A 17819-nucleotide genomic window follows, 5' to 3' on the forward strand; every position below is an offset into this window, starting at 1 on the left:
AACTCTTTTTGATCAGTGTGCCAAGTGGCCCTGGTGCCGACGAATCATGGTCGCTTCGCTTTAATTAGGGGGTGCGGAACGGGCAAAGCGCCACCTCGACGTCGCCTGGCGAGCTGCTTCGGCTGCTGCGGGACGGGCAGGCGCGCACCCGTACCGAGTTGGCAGCCGAGACCGGACTGGCCCGGTCGACCATCCGCCTGCGTCTCGACGCGCTCATGGACGCCGGGCTGGTCGCCGAGTGGGGCAACAGCGCGGTCACCGGCGGCCGGCCCGCGAGCAGGTTCGTGTTCAACGCCCGCGCGCGAGTGGTGCTGGCGGCCGACGTCGGTGCCACCCACGCCACCGTCGCCATCGCCGACCTGACCAGTGAGCCGCTGGCGGTCGAGAGGCTCGCGCTGGACATCGCCGACGGCCCTGACGCGGTGCTGGGCCTGCTCATCGACACCTGGCGACGGATGCGCGCCGACCACGCCCCCACCGCTCCCGTGGCCGGCGTCGGCGTCGGGCTGCCCGGCCCGGTCGAGCACTCAACAGGCAAGCCGGCCCACCCGCCCATCATGCCGGGCTGGAACGGATACGACGTGCCCGCGCGAATCGCCGCCGGCTTCGCCGTGCCGGTCCTGGTGGACAACGAGGTCAATCTGATGGCGCTCGGGGAGCACGTCCGCTGCTTCCCCGACGAAGAGAACATGATCTTTGTCAAGGTCGCGACCGGCATCGGCTCCGGCCTGATCAGCAACGGCCAGTTGCATCGAGGCGACGTCGGCGCGGCCGGCGACCTGGGGCACATCCTGGCCCCGCACGCCGGCGACGTGCGCTGCCGCTGTGGCAACAGCGGCTGCCTGGAGGCCGTGGCCAGCGGGCCCGCCATCGCCGCCAAGCTCCGCGCCGCCGGCCTCGACGCGACGACCAACGCCGACGTCGTGGCCCTCCTACAGGCCGGCAACCCGATCGCCGGCCAGGCGGTGCGGCAGGCCGGCCGGGAGATCGGCGAGGTGCTGGCCGCCGGCGTCAGCCTGTTCAACCCATCGCTGATCGTGGTCGGCGGGGCGCTCGCACAGGCCGGCGAGATGCTGCTGGCGGGCGTGCGGGAGTCGATCTACCGTCGCTCACTGCCGCTGGCCACGGAGCGCCTTCGTATCGTCACCTCACAGGCCGGCGAGAACGCGGGCGTCGTCGGCGCCGCTGCGATGGTCGTCCAGCACGCCCTTTCCCCCACTGTGCTGGACCGCGAGCTGGCCTAGAGACTGCCGGGGAGGTACGCCGAGCGCGTCCCGCTGCCCCGCGACCTTCTTCACAGGTCCTGGGCGACGCGCTCGGCCCTGCCTTCGCCGAGGAGTGACCGATCAGGTCAGGCGGCCGACGTGGGCGAGCGCCTGCTTGAGCAGCACGCCCTGGCCGCCGGTCATCTCCTGCTGCACGACCGGGGAGGCCGCCTCCTCGGGCGTGAACCACTCCAGGTCCAGTGCGTCCTGCCGGGGCCGGCAGTCCCCGCGTACCGGGACGATGTACGCCAGCGAGACCGCGTGCTGGCGGGGATCGTGGAACGGCGTGACCCCCGGGGTCGGGAAGTACTCCGCCACGGTGAACGGCGTCGGCGAGACCGGCACGCTCGGCAGCGCCACCGGTCCGAGGTCCTTCTCCAGGTGGCGCAGGAGGGCGTCGCGGATGCGCTCGTGGTAGTACACCCGCCCGGACACCAGCGCCCGGCTCACGGTGCCGTCGGCGCCGATCCGCAGCAGCAGGCCGACGCGGGTCACGATGCCCGTGTCGTCCACGCGCACCGGCACAGCGTCCACGTACAGGATCGGCATCCGGCCCCGCATCGACTCGATCTCGTCGGGAGCGAGCCAGCCTGGCGTCGTTTCGGTCATTTCGGTCACGGGTCGATCGTACTTGCCCAGGCGGGGGGCGGTTCGCAGGTCGGCGCAACCCGTGTCGGCCCTCCCGCGGCCGGCGTCAGACCCGGACGGCGGGGCCGCGGCGCGCGCGGACCGTCTCGCCGTGCCGCCATACGAGGCGGTTCACGTCGTCGGGATGCGCGGCGGGCGGGAGACCGGCGAGGACCTCCCGGCGGGCGGTCCGGGCCGCCGACACCTTGCGGTGGTAGTCACGGAAGACCTGCATTCAGCGCATGGTCGCCGGAGTCCGACCGGAGAGCACCCGTGGCTGCAGGTCGGCGTCTCACTCAGCCTTCCTGTCGCGTTCCTCGTCGTTCCCGCGCCGGCGGAGCGCTCGCTCGGCAATCCCGCTGGAGAGCTTGCCCGTCACCGATCTGGCCCGGTCGAGGGTCTCGTTGCCGAGGTGCCTGGCGGCATCGACGCCCTCTGCTCCCGTCTCGAGCACCTTGTCCCTCACCTCCGCGGCCGCGTCCACCCATCGTCTCGCTTCCAATGCCTGTCGACCGCGCTCGATCCCGAGCCGCCCGTGGAAGTCGACGACGGCGATCGCGACATGGTCGCTCGAATGCACCACAGCCCGGGACGTGGTCGGGTGCAGCAGCACCTTCGTGTTGGCCACGCCGGCAGCCGCATCCATACGGGCCATCAGACGCTCGGTGCTCCGGGAGATGAGTTCCAGCCGGTTCTGCCGTGCGGCCCGAAGCCCGAGGCGATGCCGGTCCAGTTCCTCCGGAGACGCGTCCAGCACCCGGTCGAGTTCGAGCACGGCGATCGCGTCCTGCAGTTGGAAGCAACGAGCCAGAACGGCGAGCCACTCCTGAACCTTGGACTCGGCCTCCTTGGACGTCTTCGCGAGATCGCCGATCTTGGTCTTGTGCTCCATCTTCTCCGCGAGCGCGTCGAGTTGACGCAACGCGTACGCCTGGGTTCGTGCGATCGTCACCGACGTGGCCTGCACCTTCGACCACGTGACCTCGGAGACCCGGCCCACCTGCTCTCGGATGGTCATGGCCTCCTCGATCACGAGGTCCACTCCGATCATGTCCGCCAGCACGGCGTCTTTCTGGGCGCGGAGCACGTCGTCGACCTTCTCGTCGATCGTGGCGAGATAGTCGGTGATCTCGTCCATGGTCTGTTGCATCGCAAGCTGCGCCATGATCCCCGCGGCACCGGCCAGAAGCGCCGGGTTGGTCAGAAGCGTTCCGGGACCCTTCGCGAATTCTACGAATCCCTTGATCTGGCCGTTTTTCCCCTTCAGCACACCGGAGCTGAGACCCGACTTCGAGCTTGTCCTCAGCCCGTACTTGTCGACAAGCCGCGCGGACTCCTTGGACAGCTTCACCCAGCGACCTGAGTTGGCGGCGATCTCGGAACCTGCCTGTGCGACTCCGGCCCCGGTGCTGAGAACAGATCTGAGCCGTTGCAGTCCGAGGTCCTTCGACGGCAGTCCCTCAGAGACCAGGAAGCGTTCGACAGCCGTCGGATTCCCGATGACCGCCAGTCCGTCGCCGTCACTGATCAGCTGAATCTCGTCATCCATCGTCGGCTCCTGAAGTATGGGCGCGGAAGCGGCTCTTCGCAGTTAAGGGTGGAGCCGGGGTGCGCGCGGCGCTCGCGGGGCGGGGGTCAAGATCTTCCAGGATAGGAGTTCCCACGCTCGCCGTCCGGCGAAAGACCGCAACGTACCTCCCGTTACCTTCGGCGCCCCTGACCTGGCCGTGTTCCACCGGCTCGAGCACCTCCGCGGCTCCGCTCTCGGGTTCCGCAACCTGACGAACCACATCGCCAGATCGCTGCTCGAAGCCGAAGGCTTCGCACCCCGATTGCGATGAGGCGGCAAAGGGGCCCGCGGTCGAACGTACCGATCAGCCATCCCGGGCAAGATCGTCCGCCTCGCCCCTTTCTGGCAAGATAGGCTCCCGTTCCCGCACGGGCAGGACATCGGGAGAAGAAACCATAGATGGACACATCCGCTTACGCAGGCCTGCTGGCACAGGTGATACCGGTGGTTCTGCTTGCCGTGATCGTGGAATATCGTGGCGCTTACGAGGCCTGGCGTATCGTCGGTACGGAGTCGCGGAAGAAGATGTCCCCGGATCAGGGACGGAGATTAGCCAACCAATTCCTGGTCATCCTGGCCGTGCAAACCATATTCCTTTCAGTGCTCACCGTGCTCGAGATGGCGGCCCTGGTGGTCGCCGGCAGCAAAGCGGGATCACACAAGCTGGCCGAATCGATCATCAACTCCGATGCGACCCTGACGGTTGTCTCGATCGGGATCGGCCTGACAATCGCCATGCAAGCCCTCTCCGTAGCGCAGAGTTACCAGCGAGCAGGGATGATCGAAGACAGTCACCGGCGCCACTTCCACTGGGTGATACGAATAGCCGTCGTCATTGTCGTCTTCGGAACGGGCCTGCTACTGAAGGGCTGATCAATGGAGGGGCTCTACACGCCGGCTTCCATTCCGAACAGGACCGCTTCAATCCAGTTTCTTATTGGCAAGGTCGTATTACTGGCAGGCTGAGGCAGGACGATGTAGGGGGTGTTCGGGTGGGCGTGATACTCACTCCAGCCAACGACGATGTCACCAGTAACGTAAGCTGGTCGTGCACCTGGTTCGGCCACTTCCGAAGAGCACTGGCGACAGCAGAGGGATTCGACCTCGATTCGATGGTCGGATTTGGCGGTGACCGCTCATGGGACACGGTGGAGACAAGCCTTGCCTCCCTACTGGATCATCCGGATGACAGCGGCGATCTGACGGCGGCTGAATGCGCCCAGGTGCTACCCCGCCTCTCGGAGATCGTCTCGTCATGGCGTACCAGGCCTTCGGAACACTGGCAGGCGTACGCGGAACGGGGACAAGACCTGATCGAAGTCCTGCAGGTGTGCGTCCGGCAGGACGTCTCCCTCATTTTCTGCTGAGACCTCTAGCGGCGGACCTGGTGCTCGTCGAGTCAGTGCTCGGCGGATCTGCCCCGCAAGAACTGCTGGACCATCGCCGAGTGGGCAGGGGAGGCCACCCCAAACGGGGCGCCCCTGGTGCGTGTCGCTTGAACAAGGTGGCGAGTGGAGGAGACGTTCCAGTCCGGAAAGAGCCTGGCCGGGCTCGCCGTATCCGCCGGCGGGGTTCGACCCGCGTGAACCGGCCCGCGATCCGGCCCATCAGGCCTCGAATGCCTCCTGCCAGCGGGCAGAGTCTGCACTGTGACCTGCGGTAACAGCGTGATCATTTGTTTTCGTTCAATACCGGAGGAGTTCGCAGAAGCGGTCCAGGGCGCGGTCGGTGCGGTGGCGGTCGCCGGTGGTCGTCAGATCGAACAGGAGGCCCCGGATGACGGCCATGACCAACGTGGGAGTGACGGTGTCGTCAGGGGTGGTGGCGATGTCGCGGAACGTGGCGCCGAGGGTGTCGAACCAATTCGTGATCGCCTCGGCTCGGTCCGGGTAGTTCTCGGGGTGAGCCAGGCCGTCGGCGTGCACCTCGAAGATCAGCCGGACGTACGGGGCGCGCTCGGGCGCGCTGATCCAGGCCCAGATGCCGCGAAGGCGTTCCTCCGGAGAGCCCGCCTCCGACGGGAGGTTCTCAGCCAACCGTGTCGCACCGCGGCGGCGGGCCTCGGCAAGGACGGAAGACACCAACTCCTGCTTACTGCCGAAGTCGTAGAGCAGCATTCGCGGGCTGGTACCGAGAGCCGCGGCCAGCGGCCGCAAACTCAACCCGGCCAGGCCGTGCGCCAGTACGTAATCGGTCGCCCGCGCCAGCGTGGCCTCCCGTCGGGCGGGATCTGGGGGTCGCCCCACGGTGGATCATCCTCTCGCCAGCACCGATCTCAGCCTACGTCAGTATATGGTACGACTGTTTCAACAATGGGAGGAGACAGTCATGCACTCACTCGACCGGGCACTCGTACTGGGCGCCGGAGGTCTCGTCGGCATGGCCTGGATGGCTGGGCTTGCCTCTGGACTGCGCCGCGCCGGGGTGGATCTCGGCGAGGCCGATCTGATCGTCGGCACCTCGGCCGGCGCAATCACCGCCGCACTGCTGGCCACCGGCCAGGACCCCGACCGGCTCGCCACCCCAGTGCGCCCTGCCGACTCCGGCAGCACTCCTCCCCAGGTGGACGGGCGCCGGCTGGGCGAGGCGTTCGCGGTGCTCGCCGGTGCCGCCTCGAACCCGGACGAGGCCCGGCGCCGAGTGGGCCAGATCGCGCTCGCCGCCGAGACCGGCCCCGAGCAGGCACATATCGCCCGGATGCGCGCCATGACCGGCGCAGACCAATGGCCGGACCGCCAGCTGCTCATCACCGCGCTGGACGCCGAGACCGGCGAGCAGGAGGTCTTCGACCGTGCCAGTGGCGCACCACTGCCCTCCGCCGTGGCGGCAAGCACCGCCTTCCCGGGCATCTACCCACCGATCACCATCAACGGCCGCCGTTACATGGACGGCTCCCTGCGGTCGGCGACCAACGCCGGACTCGCGGCCGGAGCCCGCACGCTCGTCGTGATCGACCCGCAGGCGCATCTGTTTCCTCGCGAGTTGCTCCACCAGGAGCTGGCGGTCGCCGGGGCGCAAACAGTGGTGACCATCGAGCCCAGTCCGGAATCAACACGCGCATTCGGCTCGGACCTGAATGACCGGACGGCCTGGGGACCGGCCTACCAGGCGGGTCTTCGCCAAGCCACCGATGCCGAAGAGCAGCTCCGTCTCGCGTGGAAGACCGGATCGGACACGGACTGAGCGCCGCCCGATCTCCGGGGTGGTGCGCCGAGGGCGGGGCCAACGAGACGCACGAGTTGGCAGCGATGCCTGCCAGCCGCGAAGAAGGGGCTTCACCGGCTTTGGCACTACCGGGTCACGTCGACACTCTGCGGGGTCTACGCGCATATGCAGCCGGGCTCCCACGAGCGTGCGCGGCGGGCGATCGATGACCGCCTGTTCCGCCCGCGCTCCGTCTCTGACAGAACAGGTACGGAACAGGGGGCCTGAATGTCAGGTTGCGGTTGGCGATCGACTCAGCGAACCGGCAGGTTGGTGACGGCGCGGCCGATGATGAGGCGCTGGATCTCGCTGGTGCCCTCGAAGATCGTGAAAATCTTGGCGTCGCGGTGGAAGCGCTCGACAGGGTGCTCGCGGGTGTAGCCGGCCCCGCCGAGGATCTGGATGGCCTGCTCGGTCGTCCAGACGGCCGTCTCGCTCGCGACCAGCTTGCTCATCGATCCTTCGGCCTGCTCGAACCGCCGTCCGTGCCGGGCCATCCACGCCGCCCGCCACGTCATCAGCCGGGCGACGTCCACCCGGGTGGCCATGTCGGCGAGCAGGAACGCGACCGCCTGGTTCTCCCCGATCCTGCGGCCGAACTGCTCGCGCTCCCGGGCGTAGTCGCGGGCGTACTCGAAGGCCGCGCGGGCGACGCCGACGGCCATGGCGGCGACGAGGGGGCGGGTGGTCTCGAACGTCCGCATCGCGGCCTGCTCGCCGGACCGCGCGCCCGCGCGCACCCGGGCGAGCCGCTCGTCCAGCTTCTCCTTGCCGCCCACCAGGCACCGGCCGGGCACCCGTACGTCGTCCAGGACGACCTCGGCGGTGTGCGAGGCGCGGATGCCGTGCTTCTTGAACTTCTGCCCCTGGGACAGGCCGCGCGTGCCGGGCGGGACCACGAAGGACGCCTGGCCCCGGGTGCCGAGGGAAGGGTCGACCGAGGCCACGATGACGTGGACGTTGGCGATGCCGCCGTTGGTGGCCCAGGTCTTTACGCCGTTGAGGACCCACTCGTCCTTCGCCTCGTCGTAGACGGCCCGCGTCCTGATCGCGCCGACGTCGCTGCCGGCGTCCGGCTCCGAGGAGCAGAACGCGCCGAGCTTGACGTCGTCGGGAGTGCCGAACATCTGGGGCAGCCACTCCCCCATCTGCTCGGGGGTGCCGTTCGCGGCGATGGAGGCGGCGGCGAGGCCGGTGCCCACGATCGACAGGCCGATCCCGGCGTCCCCCCAGAACAGCTCCTCGAACGCCACGGGCAGACCGAGCCCCGACTCCTCGAACCACTGCTGCGCGAAGAAGTCCAGCGAGTACAGCCCGATCTTGGCGGCCTCCTGGATGACCGGCCAGGGCGTCTCCTCGCGCTCGTCCCACTCCGCCCCAGCCGGGCGGACGACGTCCCGGGCGAACTCATGGACCCAGTCGCGCAGTTCGCGGAGGTCGTCGCTCAACTCGGGGCAGAAGGTCATCGGGGGCTCTCCTCTCCTTGGTGTTACCAACGGTAACACCTCGGCGGAAGGAGCCGCTCAGCGTAGCCGGGACGCGTACTGCGGGATCGTCGCCATCGGCGGGCGTTCGGCCACGCCGACGTCCCGCGTCAGCGGGCGGTGCCCGGCGGGGCCGCGTTCGAACTGGACGAGCCGCGCGGACGGCTCGTGCAACGGAACGATCTTGTCCTGGCGCTCCAGCCGCGCCCAGGCGGTGTGCATGATCTGCCCGGCCATCCCGCCGAGCGCCTCCGTCGACTGGTGGGAGTGGACCCGGCGGCCCAGGTCGACCTGGGCGAGCGCGTCGAGCCCCACCATGTCCAGGAGGTCGATGAGGAGTCCCAGCTCCACGCCGTACCCGGTGACGAACGGCACCCGTTCCAGGACCGCGCGGCGGCCGGCGTACTCGCCCGCGAGCGGCTGCACGAACCCGGCGAGCAGCGGCCAGTGCAGGTTGAGCAGCGGCCGGGCGACCAGCTCGGTGACCCGGCCCCCGGCGTTCGGTTCCGTCGCGCCGAGCAGCGGCCGGTCGTAGCACGCCTTCACGTATCCGACGGCGGGGTCGGCCAGCAGAGGCCCGAGCAGGCCGGTCACGAACGAGGTCCGGAACTCGCGCAGGTCGGCGTCGACGAACACCACCAGGTCGCCGGTCGTCACCGCGAGGGACTTCCACAGCGCCTCGCCCTTGCCGTCGTAGCTCGGGTCGTGCAGTTCGGGCAGGATCTCGTCCTGCGCGAAGACCTTCGCCCCGGCGCGTAAGGCCCGGGCCGCCGTGTCGTCCGACGACCGGGAGTCGATCACGACCAGCTCGTCCACGAGCGGCACGGCCTCGACGAGGTCGCGGCGCACGGCGGAGACGATCTCCCCGACCGTCTCCTCCTCGTTCCTCGCGGGCAGCACCACCGAGACGGTGGCGCCCCCCTTGGCGGACAGCAGGGCGCGGGCCGGCCAGTCGGCCGCCGACGAGGTACGCCGACTCAGCCAGGCCTCCACCTCAGGCAGCACGCCCGTCCTCCCCCTGTCCGCCACGTTCACTGGCATCACCTTATGCGGCGGCCGGAGGAGGCGATCAGCACGAGTCCCCCTCCCAGCACGAGCACCCCCGCCACGCCGTACATGAGGGCGGCGAAGCCGTACGGCGCGGCGGCCGAGGCCACGACCGGACCGATGCTGGCCCCGGTGAACAGGAAGAAGGTGAACAGGGAGACGGCCGTGGCCCGCGCGGGACCGGCCAGCAGGCCCACGGTCTCGATCACGGCGGGGGCGGCGACGCCGATCGCGAAGGCGAAGACGGCCAGCAGCACCGCCAGCGCGGCGACGCCGGGGGCGGCCAGCCCGACCACCAGCGCGAGCAGCGCGGCGAGACCGATCGCCAGCGCCGCCCTGCGGGCCGGGGAGATCCGGGCCAGGTACGGCGTGGCGAACGGGATGGCGATGATCGCCGGCAGTGCGGTGGCCCGCAGCGCCAGCAGCGCGGAGGGGTCGCCGGCGATGCCCGCGGGACCTTCGAGCTGCAACGCGGTGTAGAGGGCGACGAACGCGCCGAGGACCGTCAGCGTGGCGGCGTACACCAGGACCAGGCGCGGGTCGCGCAGCAGCGCGGGGACGACGGCATAGGGGTTCGCTCCGGCACGGCGGGCGGTGTCGGGCAGCATCGCCCGGCGCAGCACCACGGTCACGACGGCGAACGCGGCGCCGCCGAGCAGGAAGACCGGCCGCCACCCGAGCAGGTCGACGAGGGCCTTGCCGGCGAGCTGGGCGACCACGGCCGAGGCGAACAGCGCGCTCACCACGGAGGTCATCGTGACCGCCCGATGGCGGGGTTCGACGCGCTCGGCGATGTAGGCGAAGGCGGTGGGGGCGAAGACGGCGGTGGTGACGCCCTCCACCACCCGCAGTGCGACTGCCGCCCCGGTCCCGGGGCTCAGCGCGACCAGCGCGGTCGTCACCGCCGTGGCCGCCATGCCCCAGGTCATCACGCGGCGCCTGCCGTACAGGTCGGACAGCGGGCCGAACAACAGGAAGCCGCCGGCGTAGCCGAGGCCGAAGGCGCTGACGAGCCAGGTCAGGACGGCGGCGGGGGCGCCCCAGTCGGCCGACATCCGGGTCAGCAGGGGGATCACGACGTAGAGGTGCCCGGTGGCGAGGAGCCCGGCCGGCACGAACGCGGCCACAGTACGCCGCGCGGAGGCATGGCTCTCGCCCGTGGCGGGCGGGAGGAGGACGGACGTCGATGTGCTCATGGCCGAGGACGGTAGCCAACCAACCAGTTGGCTGTCAACCAACTAGTTGGTGGCCGCGACGGGTATGCTGAGACCACCCCTGAGCCCCCTGCCGCTCATGAACACGGAGGAAGCCGATGTCGCCCCGCAAAGACGCCAAGGACCCCACCGCCGCCACCAAGGCCGCCCTGCTCGAGGCCGCGCGGACGGAGTTCGCGGCCTACGGCGTGGCGGGCGCCCGGGTGGACCGCATCGCCGAGCGGGCGGGCGTCAACAAGGAGCGGATCTACGGGCACTTCGGCAGCAAGGAGAAGCTGTTCGACACCGTGATCAAGACGGCCCTCGACGAGGTCGCCGCGGCGGTGGCGATGCCGGGCAAGGACCCCGAGGAGTACGTCGGCAACCTCTTCGACTTCTACTCCACCCACCCCGACCTGGTACGCCTGCTGATGTGGGAGGCCCTGCACTACCGGGGCGAGGACGACCTGCTGCCCGGCCAGGAGCTCCGGGTGGACAAGTGCCGGTCGAAGACCGAATCGCTCGCCGAGGGCCTCGGCCGGGAGCCGGACGCCTCGGTCGCCCGGATGGTGTTCACGCTGGTGGGCATGGCGATGTGGCCGACCGTCATGCCGCAGCTCGCCCGGATCACGGTCGGGGAGGAGGCGGCGACCCCCGAGGGACGCGAGGCGCTGCGCGAGCACCTCATGGCGTTCGTCCGCGCCGCCGTCGAGGCCTGACCGGCGCCCGCCGACGAGTTGAGCCGGGCATAACGCCTGGACGACCGCTCGCCGGGCATGTCCTCATGTTCACCGCGAACCCCTATTCCTATAAGCCCTACATGTTGAGTAGGTTATTTCCTGTCGCACATGTCCGAGACAGGAGGTTCCCATGCCGAAGGCATACGTGTTCACGCAGTACGGCGGTCCGGAGGTGGAGACGTTCGCGGAGGTGGAGCGGCCGGTCCCCGGTCCCGGGCAGGTGCTGGTCGCGGTACGGGCGGCGGGGGTCAACCCCGTCGATTGGAAGCGGCGCAGCGGCTACCTCGCGCAGATCGCTCCGGTCGACTTCCCGGCCGTGTTCGGCGGCGAGGTCTCCGGAGTGGTCGAGGAGGTGGGGAACGGCGCCGGCGAGTTCGCGCCCGGCGACGAGGTCTTCGGCAACACCGTCGCCGGCGGGTACGCCGAGTACGCGCTGCTTCCGCTCGAACTGACCGCGCCCAAGCCCGCCGGCCTGTCGTTCGCCGACGCGGCGACGCTGCCCATCGCGGCCGCCACCGCGTACGACGGCGTGCGGCAACTGGGTCTGCCGCCCGGCACCACCCTGCTGATCACCGGCGTCGGAGGGGGCGTCGGGGTGGCGGCGGCGCAGATCGCCAAGCACACCGGTGTGACGGTGATCGGCACTGCCAGCGCCGGGAAGAAGGACTTCCTCGAGTCGCTGGGCGTGGTTCACGTCGAGCCGGGACCGGGCGCGGCCGACCGCGTGCGGGCCGCGGCGCCGGACGGCGTCGACGCGATCTACGACCTGGTCGGCGGCACCGCGCTGGAGGAGGTGGCCGGCCTGCTCGAGGACCGGTCGAAGCTGATCACGGCGGCCGACTGGGAGACGGTCGCCCGTCTCGGCGGCTCGCCGGTCCAGCGGGTGCGTAACCGAGCGGTGCTGGAGGCGGTGGCAGACCTCGCCGCGACCGGCGCGCTCCGGCCGTTCGTCACGCAGGCGTTCCCCTTCGAGCAGGCGCCCGCGGCGCTGCGGGCGGTGGAGGACGGTCACGCCCGCGGCAAGATCGTGATCGAGGTCGGCGCCTGAGCCGTCCCGACCCGCTCGGGCGTCGTCATCCCGGAGCCGCGACCTCCTGTCGGCCGTCGTACTCGGCGCGGGCCCCGTCGACGTCGTCGATGTGCTCCACGGCCCAGTCGAGCAGCGCCGACACGGTGTTCAGCAGGGTCCCGCCGAGCGGGGTCAGCTCGTAGTCGACACGCGGCGGGACCACCGGATGCACGGTGCGCCGCACCAGTCCGTCGCGTTCGAGACCGCGCAGGGTCGCGGTCAGCATGCGCTGGCTGACGCCCGGGATGGCACGCCGCAGCTCGTTGTAGCGCCGCGGTTTCCTGCCGAGCTCGGCGATGACGGTCACCGCCCACTTCTCGCCCACCCGGTCCAGCACCTCGCGTACCCGGCAGGTCGTGTCGTCGCGTGCGGCCAGGACCGCGGGCACCCACTCCCGTCGCGTGTCGCCGTCGGAGGATCTCGCGGCCATGGTCACCCCACCCCCACGGCGATATTACTTCACCCTCCCGGTAGGTCCAGTGGGGAATCGGCCGCCGCCGCCTCCCAGGCGGGTGTGGGGATCTCCCTGCGCAGGACGGGAACGACCTCGGCGAAGAAACGCTCCAGGTGGGCCCGGGTGACGGCGGGGTCGGCGAAGAAAAACCCCTCCAGGCCGATCCCGAAGACCTGGTTGCCGAAGGAGGCGTGCAGGTCCAGCAGCTTGGCGGTGACCTGCTCGGCCGTGCCCACCAGCGCCGACCCGTTCGCCAGGAAGTCCTCGAGCGAGTCGAACGGGAAGTGGTTGCGGCTGGCGACGGGCATGCGCCGGAAGGACTCGAAGGCGGGCCGGGCCAGGGCGAGGGCGTCCTGGGACCGATCGGTGATGACCGGCGAGTGCGCCCCCACGCCCACCAGCGCGGAATCCGGGTCGTGCCCGTACCGGGCGAGCCGCTCCCGATAACGGCGCACCAGGCCGAGGTAGTGCTCGGTGCGCCGGAACCCGTTGGCCGAGTAGAGCGGGTCCCCCCACTTCGCGGCCAGGTCGATCGAGCGCTCACTCGTCGCCGAGCCGTGCCACACCCGCGGGGCCGGCCGCTGGAACGGGCGCGGCCGGGTCGTCGCGTCCTTCAGCTCGGGCCGGTACCGTCCGGACCAGGTCACCCGCTCCTCGCGCCACAGCCGCCGTACCAGCTCGTAGCTCTCCTCCAGACGGTCCCACAGCTCGTCCTCCGCCACGCCGAACATTCCGGGCGAGACGGGATCGTTCCCCTTACCGATGATCAGATCCAGGCGTCCGTCGCTGAGATGGTCGAGCGTCGCGTACTCCTCGGCGGTCCGTACGGGATCCGCGAGCGACAGCACCGCCACGGTCGTGACCAGCCGGATGCGGGTCGTCTTCGCAGCGATGTGCGACAGCACCACCGCCGGCGCGGACGACAGGAACACCGGGTTGTGACGCTCCCCGACCCCGAAGGCGTCGTAGCCGATCCGCTCGGCCCACACCGCCAGGTCGACGACCTCCCGGAACCGCTCACGCTCGCCGCCCGGGACGTGCCCGGGCAGGCTCGGATCGTCGGACAGCAGGGTGGCGGCAAGGAATCTCACGGCCTCGATCTTGCACGAGTGCCGCGGCCGGCGGCAGAAGGCACTTTTTTCTGCCTCTGTCACCCGGAGGGAACCGCGGCTGTCTCCCGGATGGCGAGGGCCTGGTCGGGGTTGCAGGCGTGGCAGGGCCTCTCAGCCGTGGGCGGCGTGGCGCTCCAGGAACGCGTACACGTCGGCCTCGTCGACACCGGGGAACGACCCGGGCGGCAGCGCGGCGAGCACGTGGGAGTTGGCGCGCGCCGACGGCCAGGCGTAGCCCTCCCAGCGCTGGGCGAGTTCGGCCGGCGGGCGGCGGCAGCACTCGCCGTTCGGGCAGTTCGACTTCGTGCGGTGGGTGGTCTCGCGCCCGCGGAACCACCGCGACTCCCGGTACGGCACGCCCAGCGTGATCGCGAAGTCCTTCTCCTGCGACGGGTCCACGTGGGCGACGCAGAAGTACGTGCCGGTGGGCGAGTCGGAGTACTGGTAGTACAGCGAGAACCGGTCGGGCGAGAGGAACACCTGGCGGCCCGACCACTGCTGGCACATCCGCTGGCCCTCGATCGCCCCCTGCTCGTCGGCCGGGAAGACGATCCCGTCGTTCTCGTACGCCTTGTAGATGATCCCTCCGGCGTCGTTGCGCACGAAGTGGCAGACGATGTCGAGGTGGCGGGTGGCGAGGTTGGTGAAGCGGTGCGCCGCCATCTCGTAGGACACCGCGAACACGTCGCGCAGGTCCTCCACCGACAGCGCCTTGTCCTGCTTGGCCTCCCGCAGGTACGGCACGGCCGCCGCCTCGGGCACGAGGACGGCCGCGGCGAAGTAGTTGGCCTCCACCCGCTGGCGCAGGAAGTCGGCGAAGTCGCGCGGCTTGTGGTGCTGGAGCGCGATGTGCCCGAGCGTCTGCAGCAGCACGGTGCGCGGCGTGTGCATGCCCAGTTGCTGGCGTTTGACGTAGATGCGCCGGTTGCGCAGGTCGGTCACCGACCGCGCCGACCGCGGCAGGTCGGGGGCGGTGTGCACGGCGAACCCGAAGTGCGACACCAGCGCCTGGACGGTGCTCTCCGACAGCGCGCCGGTCCGGTAGCCGACGGCGGTCAGGGCCTCGGCGGCGGCCTTCTCGATCTCCTCGAAGTAGTTGCCCAGCTCGCGTTGCTTGCGCCGCAGCTCGGCGTTGGCCGCCCGCGCCTCCTCCGGCGTGGCCGTGCCCTTCGCCTCCCTGGCCTTGAGCTCCTCGAACAGGCCCAGGATGTGCTCGAGCACGTCGTTCGGCACCCGTGAGGAGACCTTCAACCGGTTCAGCCCGAGCCCCGCGTAGAGCGGGTCGCGCTGGGCCTCCTCCAGCGCGATCTCGAGCTGGGCCCGCCGGTTCGGCGCCTGCCTGCGCAGCAGTTCCTCCACCGGCACGTTCAGCGCGGCGGCCAGCGACTTCAGCAGCGAGAGCTTGGGCTCGCGCTTGCCGTTCTCCAGCAGCGACAGCTGGCTGGGCGCTCTCCCGACGCGCTCGCCGAGCTCGGAGAGCGTGAGACCGCGCTGCTTGCGCAGGTGCTTGAGCCGCTGGCCGAAGGCCAGGAGATCGAGCTCGTGCGTCAAAGACAGCGGTTCTTCGCCCAGGACGGAGGTCATGACCCGATCTTATGCGGAAAATCCGCGTTTCTTCCAGCGATGCGTGATCCACACCACACAGATTGGTCTAGTCCATAGCGAAAACTCTGCGTTTCTTCACTGTCGAATACCCGCCAGTCTTGCAGAAAGCGGAAGATTTGGCATTCTTTCCACTGGCGCCTCCTTGTGAGTGTCTTGATATCGACACAAACTCGGAAGCAAGCCCCAGGTGACGACAACGTACGCAACAAGGGAGTGACCGGAGATGTCGGATCGCCTCACCGCAGCCGCCCAGCGGCTGCAGCAGGACTGGGACACCAATCCGCGGTGGACGAACGTCGAGCGGACCTACACGGCCGAGGACGTGGTCCGCCTGCGCGGCTCGGTGCAGGAGGAGCACACGCTGGCCCGGCTCGGCGCGGAGCGCCTGTGGGACCTGCTGCATCACGAGGACTACGTCCACGCCCTGGGCGCGCTGACCGGCAACCAGGCGGTCCAGCAGGTGAAGGCGGGCCTCAAGGCCATCTACCTGTCCGGCTGGCAGGTGGCCGCCGACGCCAACCTCAGTGGTCACACCTACCCCGACCAGAGCCTCTATCCGGCCAACTCGGTCCCCGCCGTGGTCCGCCGGATCAACAACGCGCTGCTGCGGGCCGACCAGATCAGCTGGGCGGAGGGCGACGAGGACGCCCCGCACTGGCTGGCGCCCATCGTGGCCGACGCCGAGGCCGGCTTCGGCGGCGTGCTCAACGCGTTCGAGCTGATGAAGGCCATGATCGCGGCCGGCGCGGCGGGCGTGCACTGGGAGGACCAGCTCGCCTCGGAGAAGAAGTGCGGCCACCTCGGCGGCAAGGTGCTGATCCCCACCGGCCAGCACATCAAGACCCTGAACGCGGCCCGCCTCGCGGCCGACGTGGCGGGCGTCCCCTCACTGGTCATCGCGCGGACCGACGCCCAGGCCGCGACCCTCCTGACCAGCGACGTGGACCCCCGCGACCGCGTCTTCTGCACCGGCGACCGCACCGCCGAGGGCTTCTACCGGGTCCGCAACGGCGTCGACGCCTGCATCGCCAGGGGCCTCGCCTACGCGCCGTACGCCGACCTGCTGTGGATGGAGACCTCCACGCCCGACCTCGACGTGGCCCGGGAGTTCGCCGAGGCGATCAAGCGGGAGTACCCCGACCAGATGCTGGCCTACAACTGCTCGCCGTCCTTCAACTGGAAGAAGCACCTGGACGACGCGACGATCGCCAAGTTCCAGCGCGAGCTGGGCCACATGGGGTACAAGTTCCAGTTCATCACCCTGGCCGGCTTCCACTCGCTGAACTACTCGATGTTCGACCTGGCCCGCGGCTACGCGCAGGAGGGCATGACGGCGTACGTCGGGCTCCAGGAGGCCGAGTTCGCCGCCGAGCGGCGCGGCTACACCGCCACCCGCCACCAGCGCGAGGTCGGCACCGGATACTTCGACCTGGTCAGCACGGCCGTCGCGCCGGACTCCTCCACGACGGCCCTGAAGGGCTCGACGGAGGAGGCGCAGTTCGCCGGGGCTCACTAACCACAGCGGACATCTCGGACACAGGTCGGTGGCGGGCCCCGCCGCCCATCCGCAGGTCACCCCCGGGGATCTGACGGATCGGCGGCGGGGCCTCGCCGTACGCGGGGCCGGTCAGACGCGCAGCGCGCGGGCGTACCAGCGGCCGTCCAGCGAGTCGATGCGCAGCCTCCGGCCGAAGCACTCGGACAGCTTCGGCCCGGTGAGCACCTCCCCCACGGGACCCGCGGTCAGGATGCGGGTGTCCCGCATCAGCAGGGCGTGCGTGGTGGTGGCCGGCACCTCCTCCAGGTGGTGCGTGACCATCACGGTCGTGAGCCCCTGCCGGGTGCGCGCCAGGTCCTCCAGCGCCTCGATCAGGTCCTCCCGCGCCGGCAGGTCGAGGCCCGCGAACGGCTCGTCGAGCAGCAGGATCGCCGGATCGGCCATCAGCGCCCTGGCCACCCGGATCCGGGCCCGCTCCCCCTGCGAGCACACCTGGAACCTGCGGTCGGCCAGGTCCTTGCAGCCGAGGTCGGCCAGCAGCCGGTGCGCCCGTTCCCGCTCCTCGTCGCCGTACCGGTCCCACAACGGCGCGCTCGTCCCGGTGTGCCCGGTGAGCACGACGGTCAGCGCGGTGGCGCCCTCCTCCTCCAGCAGCGACTCGTCCACGAGCCGCTGACTGGCCGCGACCAGGCCGATGCTCCGGCGCAGCTCCCGCAGGTCGACCCGGCCGAGCCGCCGCCCGAGCACCGTGGCCGTCCCCGAGCTCGGATGCCGTACGGCCGCGGCGACCGAGAGCATCGTCGTCTTCCCCGCGCCGTTGGGGCCGAGGATCACCCAGTGCTGGCCGTGCTCGACCCGCCAGTCGGCCCCGGTCACCAGGGTCCGGCCGACCACGCGGACGGTCACGTCGTCGAGTTCGAGAGCTGCGTTCATGAACACTCAGCATGCTGC

Annotated in this window: 18 protein-coding genes and 1 pseudogene; 7 read left to right on the top strand and 12 right to left on the bottom strand. The window is 70.1% G+C overall.

Annotated elements, in window-relative coordinates; translation table 11 throughout:
• Nucleotides 1–71: 71 nt before the first annotated feature.
• Complete coding sequence (locus Msi02_RS22025; RefSeq protein ID WP_204050048.1) at nt 72–1244, top strand: ROK family transcriptional regulator; 1173 nt, start codon at nt 72–74, stop codon at nt 1242–1244.
• A 102-nt stretch (nt 1245–1346) separates the two neighbouring features.
• Here the strand turns inward: Msi02_RS22025 and Msi02_RS22030 are convergent, their stop codons facing one another.
• The 3 genes from Msi02_RS22030 to Msi02_RS22040 form a co-directional block, all read right to left on the bottom strand.
• Nucleotides 1347–1883 (bottom strand): NUDIX hydrolase family protein, encoded by a 537-nt coding sequence (locus tag Msi02_RS22030; RefSeq protein ID WP_256863026.1) that lies wholly within the window; start codon nt 1881–1883, stop codon nt 1347–1349.
• A gap of 76 nt (nt 1884–1959) precedes the next feature.
• Complete coding sequence (locus Msi02_RS22035) at nt 1960–2127, bottom strand: hypothetical protein (RefSeq protein ID WP_204050049.1); 168 nt, start codon at nt 2125–2127, stop codon at nt 1960–1962.
• A gap of 57 nt (nt 2128–2184) precedes the next feature.
• Complete coding sequence (locus tag Msi02_RS22040; RefSeq protein WP_239108596.1) at nt 2185–3441, bottom strand: hypothetical protein; 1257 nt, start codon at nt 3439–3441, stop codon at nt 2185–2187.
• Between the two features lie 420 nt (nt 3442–3861).
• On the opposite strand from Msi02_RS22040, the gene Msi02_RS22045 reads away from it, so the two are divergent.
• Nucleotides 3862–4335, top strand: coding sequence for a hypothetical protein (locus tag Msi02_RS22045; RefSeq protein WP_079318851.1), 474 nt, complete (start codon nt 3862–3864; stop codon nt 4333–4335).
• A gap of 119 nt (nt 4336–4454) precedes the next feature.
• The gene (locus Msi02_RS22050; RefSeq protein WP_204050050.1) at nt 4455–4829 is read left to right on the top strand and encodes a hypothetical protein; all 375 of its coding nucleotides are present in this window, start codon (nt 4455–4457) and stop codon (nt 4827–4829) included.
• A gap of 318 nt (nt 4830–5147) precedes the next feature.
• Here the strand turns inward: Msi02_RS22050 and Msi02_RS43375 are convergent, their stop codons facing one another.
• Both Msi02_RS43375 and Msi02_RS44565 read right to left on the bottom strand, forming a co-directional pair.
• Complete coding sequence (locus Msi02_RS43375) at nt 5148–5498, bottom strand: hypothetical protein (RefSeq protein WP_239108597.1); 351 nt, start codon at nt 5496–5498, stop codon at nt 5148–5150.
• Between the two features lie 87 nt (nt 5499–5585).
• Nucleotides 5586–5708 (bottom strand): annotated as a pseudogene (locus Msi02_RS44565) (TetR/AcrR family transcriptional regulator); the annotation flags it as partial.
• Nucleotides 5709–5790: 82 nt separating this feature from the next.
• Here Msi02_RS44565 and Msi02_RS22060 point away from each other — a divergent pair.
• Nucleotides 5791–6645, top strand: a complete 855-nt coding sequence (locus Msi02_RS22060; RefSeq protein ID WP_204050052.1) for a patatin-like phospholipase family protein — start codon at nt 5791–5793, stop codon at nt 6643–6645.
• Nucleotides 6646–6920: 275 nt separating this feature from the next.
• Here the strand turns inward: Msi02_RS22060 and Msi02_RS22065 are convergent, their stop codons facing one another.
• From Msi02_RS22065 to Msi02_RS22075, 3 genes are read right to left on the bottom strand one after another with little or no spacing between them, the layout of a single operon-like run.
• The gene (locus tag Msi02_RS22065; RefSeq protein WP_079318831.1) at nt 6921–8132 is read right to left on the bottom strand and encodes an acyl-CoA dehydrogenase family protein; all 1212 of its coding nucleotides are present in this window, start codon (nt 8130–8132) and stop codon (nt 6921–6923) included.
• Between the two features lie 57 nt (nt 8133–8189).
• The gene (locus Msi02_RS22070) at nt 8190–9155 is read right to left on the bottom strand and encodes a glucosyl-3-phosphoglycerate synthase (RefSeq protein WP_204050053.1); all 966 of its coding nucleotides are present in this window, start codon (nt 9153–9155) and stop codon (nt 8190–8192) included.
• A 35-nt stretch (nt 9156–9190) separates the two neighbouring features.
• Nucleotides 9191–10393 carry an MFS transporter gene (locus Msi02_RS22075; RefSeq protein WP_204050054.1) on the bottom strand — a complete coding sequence of 401 codons (1203 nt, stop codon included), beginning with the start codon at nt 10391–10393 and terminating at the stop codon, nt 9191–9193.
• 116 nt (nt 10394–10509) lie between these two features.
• On the opposite strand from Msi02_RS22075, the gene Msi02_RS22080 reads away from it, so the two are divergent.
• Entirely contained in the window at nt 10510–11109 is a 600-nt protein-coding gene (locus Msi02_RS22080) for a TetR/AcrR family transcriptional regulator (protein WP_204050055.1), read from the top strand.
• Nucleotides 11110–11260: 151 nt separating this feature from the next.
• Complete coding sequence (locus tag Msi02_RS22085) at nt 11261–12178, top strand: NADP-dependent oxidoreductase (RefSeq protein ID WP_204050056.1); 918 nt, start codon at nt 11261–11263, stop codon at nt 12176–12178.
• Between the two features lie 25 nt (nt 12179–12203).
• On the opposite strand, the gene Msi02_RS22090 is transcribed toward Msi02_RS22085, so the two are convergent.
• From Msi02_RS22090 to Msi02_RS22100, 3 genes are all read right to left on the bottom strand, one after another.
• Nucleotides 12204–12629: a winged helix-turn-helix transcriptional regulator gene (locus Msi02_RS22090; RefSeq protein ID WP_204050057.1), complete on the bottom strand. Its 426-nt coding sequence runs from the start codon at nt 12627–12629 to the stop codon at nt 12204–12206.
• Nucleotides 12630–12658: 29 nt separating this feature from the next.
• On the bottom strand, nt 12659–13744 hold the full coding sequence (locus Msi02_RS22095; protein ID WP_204050058.1) for an LLM class flavin-dependent oxidoreductase: 1086 nt from the start codon (nt 13742–13744) through the stop codon (nt 12659–12661).
• 132 nt (nt 13745–13876) lie between these two features.
• On the bottom strand, nt 13877–15349 hold the full coding sequence (locus Msi02_RS22100) for a helix-turn-helix domain-containing protein (protein WP_079318817.1): 1473 nt from the start codon (nt 15347–15349) through the stop codon (nt 13877–13879).
• A 244-nt stretch (nt 15350–15593) separates the two neighbouring features.
• Between Msi02_RS22100 and aceA the strand changes: the two genes are divergently transcribed.
• Entirely contained in the window at nt 15594–16886 is a 1293-nt protein-coding gene (gene aceA, locus Msi02_RS22105) for an isocitrate lyase (RefSeq protein WP_204050059.1), read from the top strand.
• Between the two features lie 111 nt (nt 16887–16997).
• Here the strand turns inward: aceA and Msi02_RS22110 are convergent, their stop codons facing one another.
• A complete protein-coding gene (locus tag Msi02_RS22110; protein WP_079318801.1) occupies nt 16998–17801 on the bottom strand; it encodes an ABC transporter ATP-binding protein in 804 nt (267 codons plus the stop codon).
• Nucleotides 17802–17819: the final 18 nt, after the last annotated feature.

Origin of the sequence: Microbispora siamensis (assembly GCF_016863095.1) — a bacterium.
In the GTDB taxonomy this organism is placed as follows: Bacteria; Actinomycetota; Actinomycetes; order Streptosporangiales; family Streptosporangiaceae; genus Microbispora; species Microbispora siamensis.

Coding starts and splice junctions, on each gene's coding strand:
- Msi02_RS22035 (WP_204050049.1), bottom strand. CDS start 2,127: ATGCAGGTCTTCCGTGACTACCACCGCAAGGTGTCGGCGGCCCGGACC.
- Msi02_RS22040 (WP_239108596.1), bottom strand. CDS start 3,441: ATGGATGACGAGATTCAGCTGATCAGTGACGGCGACGGACTGGCGGTC.
- Msi02_RS22045 (WP_079318851.1), top strand. CDS start 3,862: ATGGACACATCCGCTTACGCAGGCCTGCTGGCACAGGTGATACCGGTG.
- Msi02_RS22060 (WP_204050052.1), top strand. CDS start 5,791: ATGCACTCACTCGACCGGGCACTCGTACTGGGCGCCGGAGGTCTCGTC.
- Msi02_RS22065 (WP_079318831.1), bottom strand. CDS start 8,132: ATGACCTTCTGCCCCGAGTTGAGCGACGACCTCCGCGAACTGCGCGAC.
- Msi02_RS22075 (WP_204050054.1), bottom strand. CDS start 10,393: ATGAGCACATCGACGTCCGTCCTCCTCCCGCCCGCCACGGGCGAGAGC.
- Msi02_RS22080 (WP_204050055.1), top strand. CDS start 10,510: ATGTCGCCCCGCAAAGACGCCAAGGACCCCACCGCCGCCACCAAGGCC.
- Msi02_RS22085 (WP_204050056.1), top strand. CDS start 11,261: ATGCCGAAGGCATACGTGTTCACGCAGTACGGCGGTCCGGAGGTGGAG.
- Msi02_RS22090 (WP_204050057.1), bottom strand. CDS start 12,629: ATGGCCGCGAGATCCTCCGACGGCGACACGCGACGGGAGTGGGTGCCC.
- Msi02_RS22100 (WP_079318817.1), bottom strand. CDS start 15,349: ATGACCTCCGTCCTGGGCGAAGAACCGCTGTCTTTGACGCACGAGCTC.
- aceA (WP_204050059.1), top strand. CDS start 15,594: ATGTCGGATCGCCTCACCGCAGCCGCCCAGCGGCTGCAGCAGGACTGG.
- Msi02_RS22110 (WP_079318801.1), bottom strand. CDS start 17,801: ATGAACGCAGCTCTCGAACTCGACGACGTGACCGTCCGCGTGGTCGGC.